The following is a 22,107-nucleotide window of genomic DNA, read 5'->3' on the forward strand; positions in this document are numbered from 1 at the left end:
GAAACAAGTTAAATAAACAACGGTTTCTATACGTAAAGTAATCGTTTTTTACTGACGCTACCCCATATAGAACTTATCATTTTGTGGTTCGTATTTATTATTCAACTATTCCACCTCTATTTTATTGAGAAACAAGCCAAACACATGATAAATAGCTTAACGGCAATCGGTATACATTCTGTCAGGTGACTAACCTTTTCAAATTACGACTTAAGAATTGCTCCAAGAGCGTTGACTTTACTTTTTTCGTATAATCATCAGAATGGATACTAATGTAGCAATACATTGAGTTCACCTCTCATGTCTTCAGTGCCTCTTATATGCTATCGTCTACCGATAGAGCACAATAACAACATTGGATAGGGAACAGAACAAACGAAGATCGATTGCACTTTCATCCAATGCAAAACGCGCTCTGCCGTCCTTTGGTGACAGAGCGCGTTTCGTTCCGAGAAATATAGAGAAAGTAGGACGATGTCATTTACTATCCTGTATGTTGAAAGAGGCGCCCTAATGGGCGCCTCGATGTATTCTTATGATGCTTCCGTATATCGTTTGAAATTATCGATAATCGCTTGCCAACCCGCCTGTTGGAATTCAACGGGGTGAGTGCTCTCGGCGTCGAAGATTTCAACAACCTTAGTGTCCTCGCCTTGGTCGACGAACGCAATATCCACTTTCCGTCCGTCTCCCAATGTGTAGGCAATCGTCTCATGGAGTTTCACTTCGTCGTAAATTCCGCTAAAATCAAAACCCATGCTGCCATCCTTAGCTTCCATCCTTGTCAGGAATTCGCCGCCGACCCGCAAGTCGTTCTCCGCTCTTGGCGCATGCCATTCCTCAGAAGGTTGATTCCACTTCGTAATGTGGTCCGGTTCGGTCCAATAGCTCCATACTTTTGCTACAGGGGCTTGAACGACGGTCTCTACAGTTACTTTCGTTTGATTGCTTGTTTCCATTGTGAAGGACACCTCTTTACGGGAATTTTGTTTTTCACTAGTATAGACGAATGCCAATCTCCGAATTCATCGGTCTATTTGTTCCGGAAGCCCTAATCGGGAAAATAATTTTGCATTTATGAAATTTTGAACATGGAATATCCGATTATCTTTCACTTCAATTACGTGAATGCCCCAAGGCACCAATACGGATGTCTCCTTATCCGGCACATACTGCGCCAGAGCGGGATAACCGCCGTTCACTGTAGTTGGTAAAAATTTAGACCCCTCGCAATGCCAGCGCGTAAGCGCAAAAAACGCGGACAAATCTTCTTGCCCGCTTATCCACATGGCGAAAGGCGGCATGGACATACAACCTTCCTCATGGAACAATGACACAAGCGCAAGGATATCAAATTGCTCAAACGCTTCCACATACCGCGAGAGAAGATTTTGGTCGGGATTGACATCCATCTTGCTAAATTCGTCGGAGCGAAGCCGCGTTCGGTCCATCGTCTCCCTGGCTCGTTGCAGGGCGCTGTTCGCCGCTGCCGGCGACATTCCCAACGTTTCCGCAATTTGTTTCGAAGACCATTCAAAGACATCCTTCAGAATAAGAACCGCGCGTTGACGAGGCGGCAAGGTTTGTAAGAGTGCGATAAAGCAGAGCTGAAGGGTATCCTTGCGAACGAGAGCATCTTCCGGATTTTCTCCAAATTCGGGTGAGGGCCAAATCCAGGATGAGTCTGGCAGCGTTGCGTTCGGTTCGACAATCTTGACCGCCGGGTCGGACAGGTCAACGGGAAGCATACGGCGCTTCGCTTGCCTCAGCTTGTCCAGGCATAAGTTCGACGCTATGCGGTAGATCCATGTTTTAATAGATGAGTCCTGTCTGAATCGATCCCAGCTCTGCCATGCCCGAATATAGGTTTCCTGTACAGCATCGTCCGCATCATCAATGGATCCCAACATTCGATAACAATACGAGGTTAACCCCGGCTTGTAGCTCTCAAATAACTTCATATCAAAAGCGGCTTCGTTCATTTTCGCCTCCTTAGGTCGATCTAGGTCCTCCTTCCATCATATTCGAATCATCCGGCAGACACAAGGCGAAAAGGCTACGCCGTCCTTTGGCGGCGGGGCGCGTTTCGTACTAAGAAATATAGAGGACTGTCCTCATGTTCATGTCTGGTTAAGCTATTGTGTCCCGTTAGAATTCAACGACTTATATGAAAATATGAAAAAAAAGCCAAGCAAACCTTCACTTTAATGAATTTAAAACCTTTTGTATAGTTGATTTAAAAGTATAACTGATTCGTGCAAGGAAGGGTGTTTTTTCAGAATGTTTGGAATGTTGGGTATATCTGGTCTTTCGTTTTTGCTTGTGGCGTTTTTTACACCACTACTCATTTGGGGGCTGCGCAACTTGAAGCTAACGCAGCCCATTCGCTCTGAGTTACCCCCTGACCATCAAGCCAAGCAAGGGACACCACTAATGGCTGGCCTCATTTTGCTTATCGGTGTGGTAACATCTCTACAATTTCACCCTGCATCATTGATGATCTTTTTGTGCGTTACGTTTCTCTTATTCAGTTCTGTTGGTTTTATGGATGATCTCAAAAAGGCAGCAAGGCAAGATCCCTCAGGCATCTCCGGACGGACGAAACTTGTGTTTCAATTCGCCTTTACCGGTATTCTGCTTATCACTTTGTTCCATTCGTTTACACTGACGAGCGATATTTCGTTGTTCAATGGTTTTCAGCTACACTTGCCCGTTTACGTGTACATAGCTATCATGTTATTATTTGTAATTGGATCATCTAATGCTATCAATTTCACAGATGGTCTAGACGGTCTATTGATCAATGTTGCGATCCCGACTTATTTTTTCTTTTTTCTAATCTCAGACAAGCAGTAAGTACAAACATTTTCGCTTGTAATGATTGGATGTCTACTCGGATTATTGCTCTACAATATTTATCCCGCCAGAGCATTTATGGGTGATACTGGATCGCTAGCAATTGGAGGTTCTCTCTCCATCTTAGCGGTAATTGAGAAGGTAGAAATATTAATCCCAATCCTGTTTTCAGTTTATCTGTTGGTTTATTTGGAAATATGCCCTCTAGCAGTCCTGTATTCTCAGCTTTGTTACTTCCCTGTTCAGTTAGTGATTTGGTGGCTTAGAAGTTCTTGTCTTGCGCAAACGACTACATATACAGTAAAAAAAAGCCGCATAGTATGCGACTTCAGTTGTATATATGTTCTTGTCGTCCGACACATGGCTTGTGACACAATCCAAAATCTCTCTTAAGACTAATATGTGTAATATTGATTTATTGTTTGAGCCTATCCCTTCTGCGATTCCAGTTCTTTCAACGTAGGATAATCAGTATACCCCTTGCTTCCGATGCCGAAAAATGTTGAAGGATCTGCTTCATTCAATGGAGCTCCTATTTTAAGTCGTTCGACTAAATCTGGATTAGCTAATGCCCATGCACCGACTGGTATGATATCAGCCAGACCATTATCAAGATCAATACTTAAATTTTCTAGAGCTCGCCCTGCGCGATTGACTAACAAAGGATTCGTCCAGATTGAGCGAATATCTTGGAGCAACTCTTCGTTTCCGAGATGCATGATATGAAGGTAAGCTAAATCCAGCTGAGCTAATTCTTTTACAAGATAACGATAAAGTTCAGGTCCTTGTTCACCATCTTGTATCCCACCTAGAGGTGTCCCTGGCGAGATCCGGAATGCTGTTCTTTCTGCTCCAATTTCTTCGACGATGGCTTTCGTTACTTCAATCGCGAAGCGAGTTCGATTTTCTATAGATCCCCCATATTCATCCGTACGTGTATTCGAACTTTCTCCGATAAATTGATTAATCAAATAACCATTGGCTCCATGAATTTCAACGCCATCCGCGCCTGCTTTAATAGCCGCCGCCGCAGCTTTTCGGAAATCAGCAATGGTCGTTTGAATATCCTCTCTACTTAATTCACGCGGAACGGGGATATCCTGCATACCTTTAGCAGTGAATATTTGTACACCTGGAGCGATTGCAGAGGGTGCAACAGGTTGACGATGATGTGGAGTGTTTTCTGGGTGCGACATGCGACCGACATGCATTAATTGGATATACATTGATCCACCTGCTTCATGCACAGCGTCGGTAACCATTTTCCATCCTTTAATATGCTTATCCGTATATATTCCAGGTGACCATAAGTACCCTTGACCATCATCAGAAGGTTGTGTACCCTCTGTAATAATGAGTCCCATTTACGCGCGTTGAGCATAGTAAAGGGCTGTTAATTCTCCTGGTATACCATCTTCATTCGATCTACTACGAGTCATTGGTGCCATTGCTAAACGATGAGGCAATTCCAAGTTCCCAATCTTCGTTTTGTTCCATAATTTATTCATTTATTACACTCCTCTTATCATTTGTTATCAATGGTGTGGTGTTTGCTGTTATGAATTGGTTATATATTTTGGACGTATTACTTGATTAGTCGATTTTATTAGGATAGTTGTGGATATATCGATGAAACTCCTCCGGCAAGAGTACTTTGGATATAACGGCTCGTGTCATCTGCAACAATTTCAAAACTGTCGGACTCTATTCCATCAATAGCAATTTTCGCGATGTCTGCAGGGTTGGATTTAGGAACTTCTAAGCCCGACGTCATGTCTGTCTCCATATAGCCCACATGTAATCCAGTTACTCGTATTTTTTGAGGATGCAAATTTAAACGCAGATCGTTCGTCAATGCCCACTGTGCTGCCTTTGCAGCTGTATAAGCACCACCAGTTCCCAAACTAACCCAAGATAATGCAGAAAGAATATTCAGAATCGATCCACCGCCGTTATTAGCTAGAACCGGAGCGAAAGCGCGAACCATGGAAAGTGTGCCAAAGAAATGCGTATTAAACTCCAAATGGATTTGGTCAAGATTACCGCTAAGCAAGGAAGCGCCTGTAGACGATCCTGCATTGTTAATCAAAAGCGTAATATCCTTAGCAATATCAGCGGCTGCAGCTACCTCTTGAGGATTCGTAATGTCGAGCTTCACAGGTATTACTCCGGGAATATCAATGGACTCTGGGTTTCTTGCTCCAGCATAAACCTTAGCCCCTCTGGAAAGAAGTTCAAGTGTAAGTTCTCGGCCAAGGCCTCTGTTCGCACCGGTGACAAAAGCGATTTGTTCAGAGATTTTCATTTTATGTTGCTCCTTTTCTTATCTGATATGGGTACATCAATCGTTTCCTCTTTTAAAAAACGCAAGTAATGAATTCCTAAGAGTGTTGGGCGAAGGGAAATCTCAAAATACGGGAACGATCATTCTAAAATGGGTATATAGAATATTATCCTCTTAGGAGTAAGCTTCATAACATAGCTTATACTTACACCTATTAGAACAATCATTCTAAATATATCAAACTATTTCTTTAAAAGTTTTATGGATATATTGGCTGTACGGTGTAGTTTTTCTTTGGCAATGGAGGTTCTTGTCATTACCCTCAATCCAACACATACTGCATGCATATGCTCCGCTAGCTCTCCGGCATTGTAAGCTGAAGTGAATTCTCCATTCCTCTGTCCCCACAATATAATATCCTTAAACATTTGCTCTGATAGTATAAACGATTCAGTGGACTTGGAATCTACTTCGGCATCACGCATTGCCAATTCCACCGCCGAATTCACCATTAAACAACCAGAAGGTGATCCTTCTTCACCACCATATATCATGAAGTTAATAATTAACTGAAGAGCTTCCTCGGCAGTCTCGGAGCGTTTAATTACTCCAGTAAGCTCCGTATTAATTTTAGCACGAAAACGATCTATTGCTTTAAGAAAGAGCATATGCTTGTCACCAAACGTGTCATACAAACTTCTACGATGTATCCCCATATGCTCCACTAGATCAGTTAAGGATGTCTTCTCATATCCTTGTTCCCAAAAGAGCTTCATGGCCTTATCTAATACTACGTTTTCCTCAAATTCTTTGCTTCTTGCCATTCCTTTCCCTCCTCCCATGCTCAATATAACATATTGAGAACGATCAGTAAAGAATGAAAAAGTGTAATTAGTCTGTTTCACCCGTTTTTCACTCAATCGCTTACAGGCGTGGCAGTAATCTAATTCTAATGCCGAATAGATTAGATATTATCTCAAATGCAATAGCAAACAAAATAAGGATTAGTCCTGTTACTACAATTGTCAAACGCACTTTCTCCTCATCTTTAAAGCTCAATAATAAAGCTTTATATACTAATATCCCAATTAATCCACCTAAGCTATTTAAAATAATATCATCAATGTCTGTGGCTCCAATTCCAAATATAAATTGGAATATCTCAACAAGTAAACTAATAAGAAAAACAATAACCATACTTATGGATATTCTCTTGTCCTTCTTTAATAATTGTACATACACGCCCAAAGGCATAAACAATATAATATTACCCAATATATTCGTCATTACGATAATAGTCGGAACATTCAGTGCACCTGATAAATAACTATATATAGTATAAAATGGTATTACATCTACAGATCTAATGTATATTCTATCTGGACTAAATAAGTCTAACGGTGAAACATACTTAAAAAGAAATATGAGCAGAAACAGAAAAATATAAGAAATTAGAAAAAAACCAAATAATATAAATGACTTAATACGTCGTCTTATATGCATAATCACTTTCAACTCCACAAATATTGTAATGAACAACGGCAGCCGTTCGTGAGACCAGCTGCCGTGATTTCGTGATTGAACTTTCTTCTCCGAATCACCGTTCAATATCAAATTCGAATAAACAAAAGGAATGAATTCTATTGTGCGGTCAATATAATCGGGCCATCCGCAGTAATGGCTACCGTATGCTCGTACTGTGCGGAAAGCGAGCCGTCAGCGGTTCTGGCGGTCCATCCGTCGGCATCAATCGTCATTAACGCTTTTCCGGCATTTAGCATCGGCTCGATCGTAAAAACCAATCCTTCCTTCAAGCGGAATCCTTTACCTGGCTTCCCGACGTGGGTATAATTAGGTTCCTCATGCATCGCCCTTCCTACGCCATGACCGAGTAAATCGCGCACCACCGAGAATCCGTTTCGCTCGGCATGGGTTTGAACCGCGTGCATCACATCGCCGATCCGGTTTCCGACGACAGCTTTTTCGATACCAAGATATAAGCATTCCTTCGTTACCTGCATCAGATTACGGGCTTCTTCCGACACCTCGCCGACCGCGTAACACCAACCTGAATCGCCGATCCAGCCATCCGCTTCCGCGACGATGTCGATTTTGACGATGTCGCCTTCCTCGAGCGGCTTCCCGTTCGGAAAACCATGCGCAATGACGTCGTTGACAGACGCACATGTCGCAAACGGATAGCCATTGTAGCCTATCGTATAAGCATTGGCTCCATTCTCCTTCAGGAACTGCACCGCGAACGATTCGATATCGAGCGTCGTGACACCCGGCCGGATCATACCTGCGATTGCTTGATGAAAAGCAGCAACAATTCGCCCGGCTTTTCTCATTTCTTCAATTTCTGCTCTTGATTTCAGGATGACCATTCCGTTCATTTCTCCTTTAACTGTATGCCTGAAAAAATCATATTGACGATCCCTTCCACATCCATCTCGCTTCTCATATTGTGGTGGATGTTCAATGCTGCGCAGCCAACCATCGAGCCAAATATCAGATTAGCTGTTTTCTCCGGTGATTTGGAACCGATTTCTTCACGAATCATTTCCACAAACGGCAAATAGATCCGTTCCTGAAAATCGGTAAACAGCTTGATGAACCGGTTCCCCGGGAAGTGATGAAAATTATCCGCAACCGTTTTAAGTAAAATAAATACAGAAGGATCCTGGATGCACTTCCGCAGGAGCAGCCTGGAGAATGACTCAGCTTTAAGCAAACTTCCGCCGTCCCCCGTCAAAGCAGGCTGTATTGCCGACTCCGTTCGATTTAGAGCATCCCACAGTAAATCTTCCAAAAGCATGTGCTTATTTTTGTAGTAATGATACACGGTTCCGTAGCCGAGCTCTGCCTTGACCGCAACATCGCGTATTTCGAGTTGGATGCCCTTCTCCAAATATACTTCCGCAGCCGATTGCATAATTTGAATCATCCGCATCTCCCGGATCGCATCATTCTGTTCTTTGGTACGTGGTGACATGGTTCCTCCTTCTTTAGACCTGCAGTAATGTCGATATAAAATTAATATACATCATTTAAAAGTAAGGATCAAGTTATAATCCATCCTTGTTGACAACGTCCTGACCTCAACCCCAATATATTTTGATTAAAGATAGCTATCCTCGAAGTTAATAAAAGCCGCGATATACGCAGCTTTTAGCGAGCATCTTTTCGTTATTGTAACTTCTCAACCAGTACAGGTTTTGTCAGCTCCATAGTTTGAAGCTGCGCCATAAATCAACGGAGTGAGTATCTATTTATTATTTATTCCCTCACCTTTGCGAATAGTTGAATTTTTTTCAGAGCTCGAATGTTCAATATTTAAGTCAATATGAATATCTTGGATCTCCATATCTTTTAACACATTCTGCTCCACGGAAGAGTTGTTCTTCCAGCTCTCGTAGTGATATCGAAATAAATTATGTTCGAGATTAAAGACATCCGTCTCTTTTTTTAGGCCTGATTGAAATGTGTGCCGAATTTCTTGTTCAATAACAGCAGCTGAAGTCTGAGTTAATTGTTTCAGATTCGTAAAGTTATTATTGGTTCGGTTGACGATGTAGGCCCTCGCGTTCATATCAATATTGTAACGAAGACCCCCCACTGCTTTATCCAATTTCAACTTGGCTTTTGGTTTCTCGACAACAACTTGTACTGCAGGCTCTTTCTTATTTGGAACGGGAATACCAGCCCGTATCGCTCCCTTTTGTATCCAACGCAGCCCGTTCAACTCTTTAATTGGTATAAAGCTTTTAAATACATCATTTTTAATGAAGATTGCCCCATTGACTGCCAATTTAGGTTCGGGTTTATTTTTTTCAGACCAATCTTTTTTGTTTATCGTGAGAGATGGAATGCATGAAGTAAACCCAGGTTCATTTATCTGTCCAATTAATCTATGGAGTTTGATCGGATGAATTATTGATGTCTGGGAGTACGTCCCTAGTGGTTCATGTAGAATGGTACTAAGTGGGGACTGTCCAAAAAAACCGCCTGCGGAGAGGATTTCCTTAACTGATCCTCGTGTACTGTATACCCAAGGTGTCAGACGAAATTCATAATATCGAATCAAACTATCATAAACTTCTCCTATCCCTTTTTTTAATGTCGATTCACTAATCACAATAGAGGTCACATGACCCCAAAAAATTCTTTCTTGCGCCGATCGGTAAAGCTCAAATAGGGATTCTTCAAAAGAATCCCCTATCCCCTCACCAACCCAAATCTTTGAAGGTGCTTTTAGGCCGTCGCTCGTTTTTGCAACGGACTGAAAATCGATAAATTGAATGTAACCATGATACTTACCGTCCTTATAATCGACACCTATAGCAGAAGCATAGCTTAACTTTTCAATATCCTTGACGTCTGTAGAACAGCCCGATGCAAATAATATAACCGTTACAATTAAGATGCAACGAATGCTGTAAATCACTTCTTTCACCTCTTTCGTTTACTTATCATGGACGCCGAGAAACGTGTTCTACGGAATGGATTAAGGACGAACGCTGCCAGCCAATCTTTAAATTTCAAAGAAGAAATGGGTTCAAGATACGCAATCCCAAAGGATTCAAGACGACAGAGATAAATCATAATTAAGAACATGCTTAGGAAAAATCCGTATATGCCAAGGTACGAGGAGATTAGCAAAATAAAAATTCTAATTATACTGACAGTACCGGACAATGATTGATTTACTAAGCAAAAAGTTGCTACGGTAGAAAGAGCTACGACAACGAGTAGTGTCGGAGATGCAAGACCGGCTCGGATGAGCGAGTCTCCGATAATCAATCCGCCCACGATTCCAATCGTCTGACCGACAGCTTTCGGTAAGCGAATACCTGCTTCTCGCAGTAATTCGAATTGAAATATAAGAAGGAACGCTTCAAGAAAAGAAGGCAGCGGGACTCCCTCTCGCGAGGTGACAACCGTTGACAGTAAAAAAAATGGAATCTGATCAATATTTACTGATGCAATGGCGATCCAGAAGCCCGGTAAAAAAACACCTATTACCAGACCGAAAATCCTTAGAATCCGTTGAAATATAACAAAATGAAAAGGGAAATGGACATCTTCAGGTGACTTTATTAATTCAAGAAAATTACAAGGTCCTATTAGAGCCATAGGTGAACCATCAACAAGGATGGCGAACCTTCCTCGCAGCAACGTTTCTATGATAAAATCGGGCCGACCGATATAATCAATCAATGGGAACAACGAGAAGCTTCTATCTGATAACCACTGTTCTAGCTGACCGCTGCTTACAATACTTTCCGTTTGAAAAGTTTCCAAGCGTTTGCGTACTTCGGAAATCATTTTCGGGTTCGCTTTATGGTTCAAATAAAGCAAAGATATTTGTGTTTTGCTTAGGCTTCCAATAATGAACTGCTCACTGAATAACAATCCTGTTTGCATTCGTTTCCGTATCAGAGATATATTTGTATATATGTCTTCAGTAAAAGCATCCTTTGGCCCCTTTATTGAAATTTCAGTATTGGACTCCTGCAAAGATCGCTGGGGGACTTTAGAAATATCAAATGCCCAGAAGTTCGAATCTCCTTCCCGATAAATGATCAATTTACCCGTAAATAAGCTAGTAATCATTTCTCCGAATGTACGATTAATCTCGAACAACGGCATTTCTTCTGAATATTCTAGAACAATTTCATCGAGATTGTTAGTTAGACGATTTATATAATGAATAGACCTAGTAAAATAGGCATTCATTTCAGTTTTTTCAATCATGCCCTCGCAATAAAAGGCGGTCATGTGATCAGACCACTCCAGTTGTGGAAGTGTCGGAAATTGGATATCCGAGTGCTTTGCGAATGCTTCTTGCAGTTGTCCCTTTAACAAGGTTCCATCGCGCAACAAGGTTTCCTCTTCTAGAAACAACGTTTTTTCAGATGACTTATTCATTTCTTGCTCCTTTCCATTGTGGTACAAAAGTAATCAGAAATAGAAGTGTGGTTAGTGTAACTCCGAACCAGAGTGAATAGGTATAAAAGTAGTCATGAATCAGCTTCTGCATCACGATGTCACTTAACCTTAGAAGCGAAGGCAGTGATATAATAACTGAAATGATGAGCATTACTGTCTGGCGAAATTTTTGTGAATGGCCACCGGCAAGTTCACACAAGAGATGGACGATAAGTGATGTTCGTATAACGCTGCCCGCCATTAATTGAAATACAGCAAAAAAATCCACGTGAGAAATACTACTTCCAATCATCACCAGCCTCCATTGTTCAAAAGCGGGAAATCGAAAATTTTCAGCTTGAAATGGACCAAACGAAGCTATGGCACCAAGCGTTGGTCCCATAATTAGCCCGACCAACAGAGATAATAATATAAAAATGGTTCCGTAATTCAAAGGCTTTTTTAATCTATGCTGTATCAAAAGTAAAATCAGCAAATCCATGCTTCCGCCAAAAACTACAACACTGCCCATAAGTTCAGAAGCAATTCCTTCTTTCAATAGTGGGTGGAGCATGCCATAATCTTTGACACCTGTGGTCATCAAAGAAACTCCGATTCCTAACATCCATACAATGGGTAATAACATTGCAGACATATAAACTAGAGTCTTAAATCCTCCTTTTGCCGTTATATACGATAATCCTATAAAGCTTAAAGTGATGACAAATTCATGTGTATTGGGAAGGAAGTAGATTTTCACATTTTTTGTTGTATCGAAGACAATCATAATTCCTGAGACGAATAAATAAAGAGATATGCCTCCAGTTATAAACCATAATCCGACTTTCCCTATACGGTTTTTAAGCCAAACAGTAAAGGCCAACGTGTTCATTGATTTCAAAATTAAATAAAGAATCACACTCCAGCAAATCAATGCTGCGTAAGCAATCAAAATACTGAACCACGCATCACGTTCCGCCGCTTGGAGAAGATGTGGGATAATTAGTACATGATTGGAAATTCCAAGCGATAGAAGCATCAAAAAAATGATTTGTATTCTAGATATCGATGCCTCTATGATTGTCCCCTCCTGATCTGTATGTCAGAGTTTTTTACTTATGGTATAGTTTCCCTTCTGCTATCCGATTATTCATCTGTTCGAAGATCACTTCGCTTTGAGCTTCGGGTTGTCCATCATCCCGTCCGCCGCGGGGTCCGTTTAGGGATTCCCCCGGCTGCGGACGAGCTTCGCAGAAACATTCTGCCCCCGAACAGTCCCAGCGTAATTATGAAGGTGCCTATGTACATCGCCTGAACCAGTGGATGTGAAGTATCCGTTCCGGCCTTGATGCCATGAAGCATTGCGATGAGATAGATGGGATACGATAGCATATGGATGGCAATCCACAGCGGACGCTTCAGCTTGGGACGCATATCCGAAGATAACATCAACGCCAACATGCCGTACAACGCGAGTGTTCCGAGTCCATACCAGAACGGATGCGAGCGAGCCATAAAAGGAACCAATATTTCAACAGCAGTAAATGGGGAATAAGTGTCGATCATCAAAATGACCGCATGCAAAAGTGAAATGATGACGCCACCGCCAGTCAGCCGCGTATGCCACCGGTACAGCTTCGCCTTCAGCGGTCCTTTTGCGAAGGGATAACCATACAGCATGCCAAGCGCCATGCCTCCGAACAATAGCAAATACGCCAAAATACCGAATATTCGTGTCATGGGCCAGGTTGGCCAACTCAATACCCATTGAATCATACGATAATCCCCCTTCTGTTCCTTAATTCTCTTATCTCTGGGGACAACTCTCTTATTCGCGCTGACTCCTGTGACGACGGCACAAAATCGTCGCTCCGCCATTGGCATGTAAATCCCGATGATGAGCGTCCGCTCCAAACGATCCCTCCATCATGCTTAACAATAAGCGCTTCGCAACCGGGAGAATGGGCCTGCATGGCTGATATTGCCTCGGCGCCAGCCATGCACAGCACCTTGGCCCATATTTCGCAAGTGACGACATCTCTCCCCGCGACCGTCGCCTGCACAACCTCGCTGCGAGATGGCTGACCTGTGACGGGATCTATTAGATGATGGCGAACGCCATCATCCGTTAGCCAGCGTCTGCCCAGCACGCTGGAGGTCGCAACCGCTCCGTTCAGCAGCATCAGCTCGCCAATCGACGTTTTCCCGTCCCACGGCGACTCGATCACGAAGCTAGTGGGCTCGCCGTTGCGGTCATGCTGCCAGACGAGGGCATCTCCCCCCGCGTTAATGATACCCGCACGCAAACCTCTGCGGGCACGAAACCATAGCCCCGCTTGCGCCACCGTCCAACTCTTTGCTATACCGCCGAGGTCAAGTAAAGATCCTTCCGCTAGCCGTACCGCCTTCATGCCGGGATTCTGTTCAAGAAAGCCTGCCGGGTCTGCGTTTATCCCCTCCTGACGCTTTCGAGAGCTTTTATCAGATGTGCAGCTCCCCTCGATTAAAATGGGAAGCCTTGCATCAACGCCTGCTGCAAACTTCTCATAAGAGCGGTCGTACCCCGCGGCTTCCAACGCAGGCAAAATGCGAATATCGAACCAGCCGTTCGTGGCCTTCCGATAACTCTCGGCTTGAGCCAGCACGTCATACAGTCTGTCGGAGAGAATGATCCATTCTCCTCCGGAGCTGTTGAGCCTAGACAGCTCGCTATCAGGTCGGAATCGGCTGAATCGGCTCTCGCATTCCTCAAACCATCCTCGCAGCTCATTGGCATATTGCTCGGAAGTAATGCCATCCCCTTCTTCATGCTCCAACTGCACCTCTATCCGTGTATTCATCGACGAGAACGCCATGTCCGTGCGCCTCACCATCACGATTTACCCGTACGTGACGACATGGCGCCTGTACTTTCCCTTTCCGTCCAGTACCCTTCGCCTTCACCACTGCTCTCCGCATCGTTTCCACTCCCAGTGCTCCCATTCCCTCTGCCATAGCTCCCTCTTCCGGAAGAGGCTTCCGACTGCCAGTTTTCGGCGAAGCCTGTCTCGGAAGCGCCATCCTCCGCAACGTAGCTGTCGCCGTCCACGTCCTGGCTTTTCTCCAGCGCCTGGCGCTTGAACGTCTCGCTATTCTGTATGGCGCCGAACAGCATCATGACCGCGGTCGCGCTCCCCGCGCCGATCTTCCACTTCCTCCATTTGTCTTTCCTTTTCGCCATTGTCCATCCCCATTTCTTCGTCGTATCTGACGGTGAATTTCCGTCCGTTCCTTGTTACCATTATAAGATGGGTTACTTAAATGGAACTTAACTAGAACTTAAAATGAACGGCGACACTCATTCATCATCATTTGTAATTTTATTTCACTTACTTGATATTTCTGTTAGACATGCTTGCATGCCCGTAAATTGACGGTGTTTGCTGTCCGGCCTTGACGAGAAGAACCCAAAGTCAACCCATAAAGGCTGCCAATTAGCTCGGCAGCCTTTGCATAATTTGTATGACTGAATACTTTCCATTCGTTTTTCCAAATAGAACGATCTTGAATTACGAAATTTTTCAGGACTAATTTGATTAGCTTGAAACAGAAAATCCATATTTAACAAATACATCTAATGCTTCTTGTGACTGCAGATACTTATAAAAATCTTCGGCTTCTTTTGCATGTTTAGTAGCTTTTACGATACCGATCGGATATTGAATCGTTTTGTAAGCAGCAGGATCAACCGTAAATCCAATCTTTACTTTATCAGTCGTTAGTGCGTCTGTTTTATATACAAATCCTGCTTCCGCATTTCCGGTTTCTACATATTGCAGTACCTGTCTTACATCCTTACCTTGTACGGACTTAGGCTGCAAAACGTCCCATAACTTCACACTCGTGAGTGCTTCCTTCGCATAGCTTCCAGCAGGCACACTTTCCGGAATGCCTATTGCCACTGTTTTTACTTCCGCTTTCGTCAAATCTTCTATTTTTTGAATTGATGTTGAAGCGTCTGTAGCTACAACCACTACCAGCTCATTTTTCAGCAAATTAATTTGTTGGCTCTCATCTATTAATTGTTTATCAACCAAAGCTGTCATGTTTTTAACAGCCGCAGACAAAAATAAGTCAGCAGGTGCCCCCTGCTCAATTTGCTGCTGCAGCGCACCAGATGCACCAAAATTAAAGCTAAGTTTAACTGTAGGGTTATTAGATTCATAAGTCTTCTGAATTTCCGTTAAAGCATCGGTCATGCTTGCTGCAGCAGAAATCGTAATTTCAACGGTTTGAGCCGGCTGTTGGCTAGGCTCTACTGTACTTTCTAACGGAGCCGCAGTACTTGAATTGATATTCGCATTTTGTGTTGCTCCACAGCCTGCAAACACTAAAGCCATAGCAGCAACAACCAATAACATCGTAAAATTCTTGAACACCTTTAACATATAAACCCTCCTGAATAAAGTTTGTGATATCAAATATTTTAAGTAATAGTAGGACCATCATACCTCTTCAGGCTATGACAAAACTTATTGCCCCTTAATTCTAGCCATCCCCCTCTCTTTAATAATTCCGCACCAAAACATACTAAATATATCTAAACCATATAATCCATTATCAATATATATCGTTTCGCGACATAAATCAATCTATTTATGTTAGTTTATATAACATGAAAATCTAAGTTCTTTAATATATTGCCAAAAATGCAAAGACCCCTTCCGATTGGAAGAGGTCTAAATTGCACCCATATATTATTTGTCTTGTACATGCTGCTCTTTCTGAACCTCAAGCAAACCTGCTTTATTCAATTCCTCGACATGAATTTCTGATAGTTCTTCCAATATGCCCATTCCGCGTTCTGTCACACTTATAAAAATACTGCGTTTGTCCTGCGGATTGGGCAATCGCTGTACAAGCTCTAAAATCTCGCATCGTTTTATAAGTTCTATACAAGCATGAGGTGTTAGCTGCAGGCGTTCCGCCAGTTCTTTTGGTGTTGCGTACTCCCGGTCTGGAAATCCCATGATAGCTAACATAAGTTGGTGATATTGTGGAGTAAGCCCTTTGCTTCTAGCCGCATCTTCGCTAAATCGGATAAACTTGCGAATGCGGTAACGAAATAAAGCAAGCTCCTCGTATACATGTTTAGGCAAACGTTGGTTTGTCATATCCCACTCCTAAGCTATTTATGAATATCTATAGTCTATATCATTCATAATCCCTGAACAATCAAAAACAACAAAACAATTGCTTTAAGATTGATGACAATGTAAGTTTTTCTAACTCGATGTTAGCTAATCAAAAATTATTTGAAACTAAAACGTTTTCATGTCATAAAACATAACACTAGAGCATTGACTTGAATCGCAGTACGATATATATTTGAGCATATCCCGTTATATTTAGACATGATTAACTTTAAAACAATCATTCTATAGGCTATAAATATGCTTCAATCTTGGTGGTGAACTGTATGTCAACTAAAACTGTAAAAAGCGTCTGCCCCTATTGCGGGGTTGGATGCGGAATCGTACTCGAAGTAGCCGATAACCGTGTAGTGAAAGTAAGCGGTGATAAAGAACATCCTACTAATTTTGGGAGGCTTTGCACCAAAGGCAATACCTGTGCAGAAGCGATCACAGAATCCGGACGTATGGAGTACGCCTATGTACGTCCAGTTCGTAAAGGCGATCCAGGCAGAGTAGGTATCGACGAGACTATAAGCAATACAGCTCAACGGCTCCGTCGGATTATAGACGAACATGGGCCAGACGCCATCTCCTTTTACGTATCTGGACAAATGTCTTTGGAGTCGCAATATCTTATTAACAAACTAGCAAAAGGTTACGTAGGTACTAACAATATAGAATCGAACTCCCGCCTATGCATGGCGAGCGCAGGAAGTGGTTATAAGCTGTCGCTAGGAGCGGATGGGCCTCCCGGGTCTTATCAGGATCTTGATCGCAGTGATTTGTTTTTCGTTATTGGTGCAAATATGGCTGATTGTCATCCCATCCTGTTCCTTCGCATGATGGATCGTGTAAAAGCTGGTGCCAAGCTCATTGTTGTAGATCCTCGCCGAAATACAACCGCAGATAAAGCTTCTTTATTTATGCAAATCAAACCTGGAACGGATTTGGCACTCTTAAATGGGCTGCTGCATCTGATTGTGAAGAATAACGCGATTGACTCCACTTTTATTTCTGAATTCACTACCGGATGGGAGGATATGCCCAGCTTTCTTGACGATTATCCACCCGCTAAAGTATCAGAGATTACAGGCATTCCCGAAGCAGATATCCGTCAGGCGGCCTCGTGGATGGGAGAATCGCCGGAATGGATCAGCTGCTGGACGATGGGCTTGAATCAGAGCACACATGGCACCTGGCATACGAACGCAATTTGCAACTTACATCTGGCTACCGGAAAAATATGCCGTCCTGGCAGCGGTCCCTTCTCCCTTACTGGTCAGCCCAATGCTATGGGTGGCCGTGAAATGGGCTACATGGGTCCCGGATTACCTGGACAACGTTCTGTATTTGTCGAATCGGAACGAGCTTTTATAGAAGACATGTGGAAACTACCGCGAGGTAAGCTCAGAACGGAAGTGGGTACAGGTACTGTTTCCATGTTTCAGAGCATGCAATCTGGCGATATCAAAGCTTGTTGGATAATTTGCACAAATCCGGTGGCCACCGTTCCGAACCGTCGAAATGTTATTGCAGGTTTAGAGGCTGCAGAGCTAGTCATTACACAGGATGCCTTTTTCGATACTGAAACGAATCGTTATGCGGATATCATGCTTCCTGGGGCATTATGGTCAGAAGCGGAAGGCGTTATGATTAACTCAGAACGAAACTTGACATTAATGCAGCAGGCAGTGACGCCGCCAGGCGAAGCATTGCCAGATTGGCTTATCATTGCACGTATCGCTTGCGAGATGGGTTATGCTGATGCTTTTTCTTATTCCACATCAGAAGAAGTCTACCAAGAAGTTCAACAAGCCTGGAATCCAAAAACCGGCTATGACATTCGTGGCGCTTCTTATAGAAGGCTTCGCGAGACTCCAATGCAATGGCCATGTGCTCCAGATAGCGTTAATGATCGAAATCCAATTCGATATTTAAATACGGGTATGAGTCAAAAATTAAAAGTTAAAGATGACGGCAGTCGCCCACGTATCGTATTTGCAACGGAATCCGGAAAAGGTGTTTTTTTAGCTCGGCCGTATTTACCGCCCGCAGAACTTCCAGATATGGATTATCCGCTTATCTTAAATACTGGCCGCTTACAGCATCAGTGGCACACCATGACCAAAACTGGAAAGATTGCAAAGTTGAATAAATTGAATCCGGGTCCATTTATCGAAATTAATCCGGAGGATGCGGCTATTCTCGGAATTGAAGACAGCGACAAAGTACAGATTCGCTCAAGACGCGGTTTGGCTATACTACCGGCAGTCGTTACGAATCGGGTTCGACCTGGCAATTGCTTCGCTCCGTTTCATTGGAATGATGTTTTTGGAAAAAATCTCGCTATTAACGATGTTACTAATGACGCTGTTGATCCTATTTCTTTTCAGCCTGAATTTAAATATTGTGCTGTTTCCCTTGCTCGTGTTGATAGTCCCGTGGAGACGAATAATGAGGAGCTGCCCCCTACCCATTCGTTATCTGAAGCCCACACTAATGCTCAGAAGGAGGAGATTTATTTGGCCAAAGTTGATACACTCGCTACCATGCTCGGCATAGAATCTACATCGATGATGACGCTGGACAGTCATGAGAAAATGTATCTATCAGGTTTTATTACTAGCTTACGAACGGATGAGCTCCGACCAGTTGCTGGCGTACCTGTATTACCTCCTACCGCGCCGCTTGAAGCTTCCAAACGCTTTTGGCTCGATGGCATGCTTGCAGGTATGTTCTCTCGAACCTATTTACCCGAATCAGGATATGCTCCTGTGTCAGGGTCAAATACGATGCTGGCTACTCTTGAGCCACCTGCTCCTTCCTTGCAAGATAATCCTTCCAACGCGATGCGTATTACCGTTCTTTGGGCTTCGCAAACCGGAAATGCCGAAGAAGTTGCCCAAAATTGTGCGAACAAATTAAAGACATTGGGTCATGATGTCCAACACCTGAATATGGACAGCTATTCCTTCGACAATCTCTCCTCCGAACAAATTATTTTGTGTGTGGCAAGCACTTTCGGAGCCGGAGATCCCCCTGATAACGGTGAAGGCTTCTGGCGGTCATTACAAGCTGATAATTCTCCTAAACTGACTGGCTTGCGTTTTTCGGTGCTTGCCTTCGGAGACTCCAACTATGATCTGTTTTGTGGATTCGGGCGCAACCTAGATATGCGCTTCGAACAGCTTGGAGCAAAGCGTATGATCCCGCGAATCGATTGTGATACGGACTTTCAAGACAATGTCGACGCCTGGATGGGAGCTCTTGAGCTATCGCTTAATGAGAAAGATACTTCTCGTCCTGCTTTGCACACAATCAGCAACGAATTGGCTCATACCGCCCATTCCATTGCTGCGACGCAAGAAGCATCAGTGACAGCTATTTATGATCGAAATAATCCGCTACAAACAACTCTAATCGCTAATCGGAGATTAAGCACAGAAAGCTCTGAAAAAGAAACACGCCATTATATTTTCAATTTGAAAGATACAGGACTGCAATATGAGGTTGGAGACGCATTAGGTGTGTGGCCGGCAAATTGCCCAAACCTCGTTGAAGAAGTGTTGCAAGCGGTCAACCTTCAGCCTACACCACTCGTAACAGTCAACGGGCATGGAGAGCTGCCAATAAGTGAAGCTTTAACCAAGCATTACGATATTACACGAATCACGCCTAGCCTGTTACAGACTGTGCAAGACCTTACAAAAAGCGAAAAGCTTGCAAGGTTTCTAAAGAACGAAAACAACGCAGAGCTCAAGGAATGGCTATGGGGGCGTCAAATTCCTGATTTATTACAGGAATTCCCTTTGACCCTTGATCCAAATGAATTTGTTAAGATGTTGAAGCCTCTTCAGCCACGCCTGTATTCCATTTCTTCGAGCTCGAAAGCAAATCCAGATGAGGTGCATATAACAGTCTCAACCGTTCGTTATCCATTCAATGACAAAAGCAGATTTGGTGTTTGTTCCGCTTTTCTTGCAGATCGAGCAGAACAAACACAAGGAGTGCCCATTTTTGTTCAGAAAACATCACACTTCCATCTCCCGTCTGACTCAGATGCACCCTTAATCATGGTAGGACCAGGTACTGGAATCGGGCCCTTCCGTGGCTTTCTACAGGAACGACTTGTTACTCAGGCTAAGGGTGAAAATTGGCTATTCTTCGGTGAGCAACGATCCGAGCATGATTACTACTTTAAAGAGGAACTGGAAGCTATGCAGAAAGATGGTATCCTCACAAGATTGGATACAGCTTTCTCTCGAGACCAACCGGAAAAAGTATATGTTCAGCATCGAATGATTGAGCGTGGTGCGGAGTTGTGGGAGTGGCTGCAACAAGGGGCTCACTTTTATGTATGTGGCGACGCCAGTAGAATGGCCAAGGATGTCGACGCAGCGCTGAAGCAAATCATCCAACAATACGGAGGCAAAAGCGTCGCAGAGGCCGAACAATACGTGAAAGAAATGTCACAGTCCAAAAGATATGCACGAGATGTTTATTAGAATGATAATTCAAGAAACCTCTGACTGGAATCGGTTCAAGTACTTGTCATCGCGAAAAGACAAGTACTTGAACCGATAAAATAAAAAGCCAGGCTATGCGCTCTGGCTTGGTTTTTTACGTATGGTCGTTAGCTCAAAAGCCTCTTTATGAATCCCTAGTTCTAGCGCCTTCTTCTTCTTTATCACCATGGCCTGCTGTAAGCTGGTGGCTTGAAATTCAATTGTGGTGCCAGATGGATCCTCGAATGCATAGTAGCTCTTTTTATTTGACATTAACTAATCACACCTCCCTCTTATTCTCGTATGATTTTGCACGGCAATGTTCTTGCTCTTAGTTCACTAAAATCATTATGTCCACGCATCCTGTTTATAAACACAAATTTACCATTTATAATCACTGCGTTCGTTTTCATTTGATTCAGCTAATGTTCCCTGTTAGCTTTTTTTGCATGTTACAATAATAAAATTTATTGGAGGTTTATCATTCATGTGCTTATTTGGCTCGTCAATTTCTGAAAACTCTACTAGTCCATATTTTTCAAATTCTTGTTTTATGGAGTCAGAATCATAAAAAAACATTTTTACGCCTTCCATTATCTCAAAATAATCTTTATCCAATTGTGTTCCTTTTCCAAACATTGGAGCTTTTTTTGATACAGTTGTAAAAATCATATATCCATTGGGCTTCAATTGATTATAGCAATCGTTAATAAACTTCTCTCTCTCACGATTATTCAATAAGTGAATAAGTGCATAACAAAATATACCGTCATAGAGTTTGTTATCAAAAGGCATGTCAGTTACTGAACCATGAAAAACACTAATATCAAGCCCATTTTGCCTTGCCAAATCAATCGCTGTTTTTGAAATCTCAATACCTGTTACATTTATTCCATTGTCAATAAAAACCTTTGCATTTCTGCCGTATCCAATACCTGGTAACAGGATGTCCTTAACATTCCTTTCAAGGAAAAAGTCCTTTGTCACGATTGCGGAGTCTGTGGGTTCAAACCCCCACATCGTTTGTTTTTCTATAAAACTTGATTCCCAGAATTCCGTCATATCTTTATCTCCTTTATGTCTTATTATAATTGGCATGCTATCTTGCTGGACGTTTAATGGAATATTATCACAAGAAAGAAGACTGCCGGTAAATTTCGCCGACAGTCCTTCTCTTATAAGCAGTATACTCCTAATCCTACTCGTTGGACAATTCCTTGAGCGATTTGACTTTACCATGGGGATGCTGGTCTTGCTTTCGTGACTTCCAGGCAGCCTCTTTCCTTCTTTTCTGGTGAGCCATATCAGATATCCTCCTTTGGAAAATGAGATGTATACCACTTCCTTATATTTTCAT

At 42.9% G+C, this 22,107-nt stretch carries 19 protein-coding genes and 2 pseudogenes; 2 read left to right on the forward strand and 19 right to left on the reverse strand.

Annotated elements, in window-relative coordinates:
• Nucleotides 1-533: 533 nt before the first annotated feature.
• Nucleotides 534-959: an SRPBCC family protein gene (locus MHI37_RS15780; RefSeq protein ID WP_076334819.1), complete on the reverse strand. Its 426-nt coding sequence runs from the start codon at nucleotides 957-959 to the stop codon at nucleotides 534-536.
• A gap of 66 nt (nucleotides 960-1,025) precedes the next feature.
• On the reverse strand, nucleotides 1,026-1,982 hold the full coding sequence (locus tag MHI37_RS15785; RefSeq protein WP_076334818.1) for a sigma-70 family RNA polymerase sigma factor: 957 nt from the start codon (nucleotides 1,980-1,982) through the stop codon (nucleotides 1,026-1,028).
• A 298-nt stretch (nucleotides 1,983-2,280) separates the two neighbouring features.
• Here MHI37_RS15785 and MHI37_RS15790 point away from each other — a divergent pair.
• Nucleotides 2,281-3,036, forward strand: a pseudogene (locus tag MHI37_RS15790) (phospho-N-acetylmuramoyl-pentapeptide-transferase); the annotation flags it as partial.
• Between the two features lie 248 nt (nucleotides 3,037-3,284).
• Here the strand turns inward: MHI37_RS15790 and MHI37_RS15795 are convergent.
• From MHI37_RS15795 to MHI37_RS15860, 14 genes and pseudogenes are all read right to left on the reverse strand, one after another.
• A pseudogene (locus tag MHI37_RS15795) lies at nucleotides 3,285-4,364 on the reverse strand (alkene reductase).
• Between the two features lie 98 nt (nucleotides 4,365-4,462).
• On the reverse strand, nucleotides 4,463-5,161 hold the full coding sequence (locus MHI37_RS15800; RefSeq protein ID WP_076334817.1) for an SDR family oxidoreductase: 699 nt from the start codon (nucleotides 5,159-5,161) through the stop codon (nucleotides 4,463-4,465).
• A gap of 221 nt (nucleotides 5,162-5,382) precedes the next feature.
• The gene (locus MHI37_RS15805) at nucleotides 5,383-5,964 is read right to left on the reverse strand and encodes a TetR/AcrR family transcriptional regulator (RefSeq protein WP_076334816.1); all 582 of its coding nucleotides are present in this window, start codon (nucleotides 5,962-5,964) and stop codon (nucleotides 5,383-5,385) included.
• Between the two features lie 100 nt (nucleotides 5,965-6,064).
• On the reverse strand, nucleotides 6,065-6,643 hold the full coding sequence (locus MHI37_RS15810) for a VanZ family protein (RefSeq protein ID WP_076334815.1): 579 nt from the start codon (nucleotides 6,641-6,643) through the stop codon (nucleotides 6,065-6,067).
• A gap of 137 nt (nucleotides 6,644-6,780) precedes the next feature.
• Nucleotides 6,781-7,527 (reverse strand): type I methionyl aminopeptidase, encoded by a 747-nt coding sequence (gene map, locus MHI37_RS15815; RefSeq protein WP_076334814.1) that lies wholly within the window; start codon nucleotides 7,525-7,527, stop codon nucleotides 6,781-6,783.
• 5 nt (nucleotides 7,528-7,532) lie between these two features.
• Nucleotides 7,533-8,135, reverse strand: a complete 603-nt coding sequence (locus MHI37_RS15820; RefSeq protein ID WP_076334813.1) for a TetR/AcrR family transcriptional regulator — start codon at nucleotides 8,133-8,135, stop codon at nucleotides 7,533-7,535.
• Nucleotides 8,136-8,408: 273 nt separating this feature from the next.
• Nucleotides 8,409-9,587, reverse strand: coding sequence for a Ger(x)C family spore germination protein (locus MHI37_RS15825; RefSeq protein ID WP_076334812.1), 1,179 nt, complete (start codon nucleotides 9,585-9,587; stop codon nucleotides 8,409-8,411).
• 5 nt (nucleotides 9,588-9,592) lie between these two features.
• Nucleotides 9,593-11,071 carry a spore germination protein gene (locus MHI37_RS15830; protein WP_076334811.1) on the reverse strand — a complete coding sequence of 493 codons (1,479 nt, stop codon included), beginning with the start codon at nucleotides 11,069-11,071 and terminating at the stop codon, nucleotides 9,593-9,595.
• A complete protein-coding gene (locus MHI37_RS15835; RefSeq protein ID WP_342556564.1) occupies nucleotides 11,064-12,152 on the reverse strand; it encodes a GerAB/ArcD/ProY family transporter in 1,089 nt (362 codons plus the stop codon). The genes MHI37_RS15830 and MHI37_RS15835 overlap by 8 nt, the downstream gene beginning before the upstream one ends.
• A gap of 113 nt (nucleotides 12,153-12,265) precedes the next feature.
• Nucleotides 12,266-12,847: a ferric reductase-like transmembrane domain-containing protein gene (locus MHI37_RS15840; RefSeq protein WP_076334809.1), complete on the reverse strand. Its 582-nt coding sequence runs from the start codon at nucleotides 12,845-12,847 to the stop codon at nucleotides 12,266-12,268.
• Entirely contained in the window at nucleotides 12,844-13,911 is a 1,068-nt protein-coding gene (locus MHI37_RS15845) for an FAD:protein FMN transferase (RefSeq protein ID WP_179090126.1), read from the reverse strand. The genes MHI37_RS15840 and MHI37_RS15845 overlap by 4 nt, the downstream gene beginning before the upstream one ends.
• Nucleotides 13,912-13,943: 32 nt before the next feature.
• On the reverse strand, nucleotides 13,944-14,291 hold the full coding sequence (locus MHI37_RS15850) for a hypothetical protein (protein WP_076334807.1): 348 nt from the start codon (nucleotides 14,289-14,291) through the stop codon (nucleotides 13,944-13,946).
• 355 nt (nucleotides 14,292-14,646) lie between these two features.
• Entirely contained in the window at nucleotides 14,647-15,498 is an 852-nt protein-coding gene (gene modA / locus MHI37_RS15855; protein ID WP_076334806.1) for a molybdate ABC transporter substrate-binding protein, read from the reverse strand.
• Between the two features lie 309 nt (nucleotides 15,499-15,807).
• Nucleotides 15,808-16,224 (reverse strand): MarR family transcriptional regulator, encoded by a 417-nt coding sequence (locus tag MHI37_RS15860; protein WP_076334805.1) that lies wholly within the window; start codon nucleotides 16,222-16,224, stop codon nucleotides 15,808-15,810.
• A 305-nt stretch (nucleotides 16,225-16,529) separates the two neighbouring features.
• Here MHI37_RS15860 and MHI37_RS15865 point away from each other — a divergent pair, with 305 nt between their 5' ends.
• Nucleotides 16,530-20,750 (forward strand): sulfite reductase subunit alpha, encoded by a 4,221-nt coding sequence (locus MHI37_RS15865; protein WP_076334804.1) that lies wholly within the window; start codon nucleotides 16,530-16,532, stop codon nucleotides 20,748-20,750.
• A gap of 93 nt (nucleotides 20,751-20,843) precedes the next feature.
• On the opposite strand, the gene MHI37_RS15870 is transcribed toward MHI37_RS15865, so the two are convergent.
• From MHI37_RS15870 to MHI37_RS15880, 3 genes are all read right to left on the reverse strand, one after another.
• Nucleotides 20,844-21,023, reverse strand: coding sequence for a hypothetical protein (locus tag MHI37_RS15870; RefSeq protein WP_076334803.1), 180 nt, complete (start codon nucleotides 21,021-21,023; stop codon nucleotides 20,844-20,846).
• A 162-nt stretch (nucleotides 21,024-21,185) separates the two neighbouring features.
• Nucleotides 21,186-21,812: a class I SAM-dependent methyltransferase gene (locus MHI37_RS15875; protein WP_076334802.1), complete on the reverse strand. Its 627-nt coding sequence runs from the start codon at nucleotides 21,810-21,812 to the stop codon at nucleotides 21,186-21,188.
• 136 nt (nucleotides 21,813-21,948) lie between these two features.
• A complete protein-coding gene (locus tag MHI37_RS15880) occupies nucleotides 21,949-22,053 on the reverse strand; it encodes a DUF6254 family protein (RefSeq protein WP_256709571.1) in 105 nt (34 codons plus the stop codon).
• Nucleotides 22,054-22,107 lie beyond the last annotated feature (54 nt).

The sequence above is a fragment of the Paenibacillus sp. FSL H8-0548 genome (assembly GCF_038630985.1).
Lineage (GTDB): Bacteria > Bacillota > Bacilli > Paenibacillales > Paenibacillaceae > Pristimantibacillus.

Coding starts and splice junctions, on each gene's coding strand:
- MHI37_RS15870 (WP_076334803.1), bottom strand. CDS start 21,023: ATGTCAAATAAAAAGAGCTACTATGCATTCGAGGATCCATCTGGCACC.
- MHI37_RS15850 (WP_076334807.1), bottom strand. CDS start 14,291: ATGGCGAAAAGGAAAGACAAATGGAGGAAGTGGAAGATCGGCGCGGGG.
- MHI37_RS15880 (WP_256709571.1), bottom strand. CDS start 22,053: ATGGCTCACCAGAAAAGAAGGAAAGAGGCTGCCTGGAAGTCACGAAAG.
- MHI37_RS15865 (WP_076334804.1), top strand. CDS start 16,530: ATGTCAACTAAAACTGTAAAAAGCGTCTGCCCCTATTGCGGGGTTGGA.
- MHI37_RS15860 (WP_076334805.1), bottom strand. CDS start 16,224: ATGACAAACCAACGTTTGCCTAAACATGTATACGAGGAGCTTGCTTTA.
- modA (WP_076334806.1), bottom strand. CDS start 15,498: ATGTTAAAGGTGTTCAAGAATTTTACGATGTTATTGGTTGTTGCTGCT.
- MHI37_RS15810 (WP_076334815.1), bottom strand. CDS start 6,643: ATGCATATAAGACGACGTATTAAGTCATTTATATTATTTGGTTTTTTT.
- MHI37_RS15845 (WP_179090126.1), bottom strand. CDS start 13,911: ATGAATACACGGATAGAGGTGCAGTTGGAGCATGAAGAAGGGGATGGC.
- MHI37_RS15875 (WP_076334802.1), bottom strand. CDS start 21,812: ATGACGGAATTCTGGGAATCAAGTTTTATAGAAAAACAAACGATGTGG.
- MHI37_RS15805 (WP_076334816.1), bottom strand. CDS start 5,964: ATGGCAAGAAGCAAAGAATTTGAGGAAAACGTAGTATTAGATAAGGCC.
- MHI37_RS15830 (WP_076334811.1), bottom strand. CDS start 11,071: ATGAATAAGTCATCTGAAAAAACGTTGTTTCTAGAAGAGGAAACCTTG.
- MHI37_RS15820 (WP_076334813.1), bottom strand. CDS start 8,135: ATGTCACCACGTACCAAAGAACAGAATGATGCGATCCGGGAGATGCGG.
- map (WP_076334814.1), bottom strand. CDS start 7,527: ATGGTCATCCTGAAATCAAGAGCAGAAATTGAAGAAATGAGAAAAGCC.
- MHI37_RS15840 (WP_076334809.1), bottom strand. CDS start 12,847: ATGATTCAATGGGTATTGAGTTGGCCAACCTGGCCCATGACACGAATA.
- MHI37_RS15800 (WP_076334817.1), bottom strand. CDS start 5,161: ATGAAAATCTCTGAACAAATCGCTTTTGTCACCGGTGCGAACAGAGGC.
- MHI37_RS15785 (WP_076334818.1), bottom strand. CDS start 1,982: ATGAACGAAGCCGCTTTTGATATGAAGTTATTTGAGAGCTACAAGCCG.
- MHI37_RS15780 (WP_076334819.1), bottom strand. CDS start 959: ATGGAAACAAGCAATCAAACGAAAGTAACTGTAGAGACCGTCGTTCAA.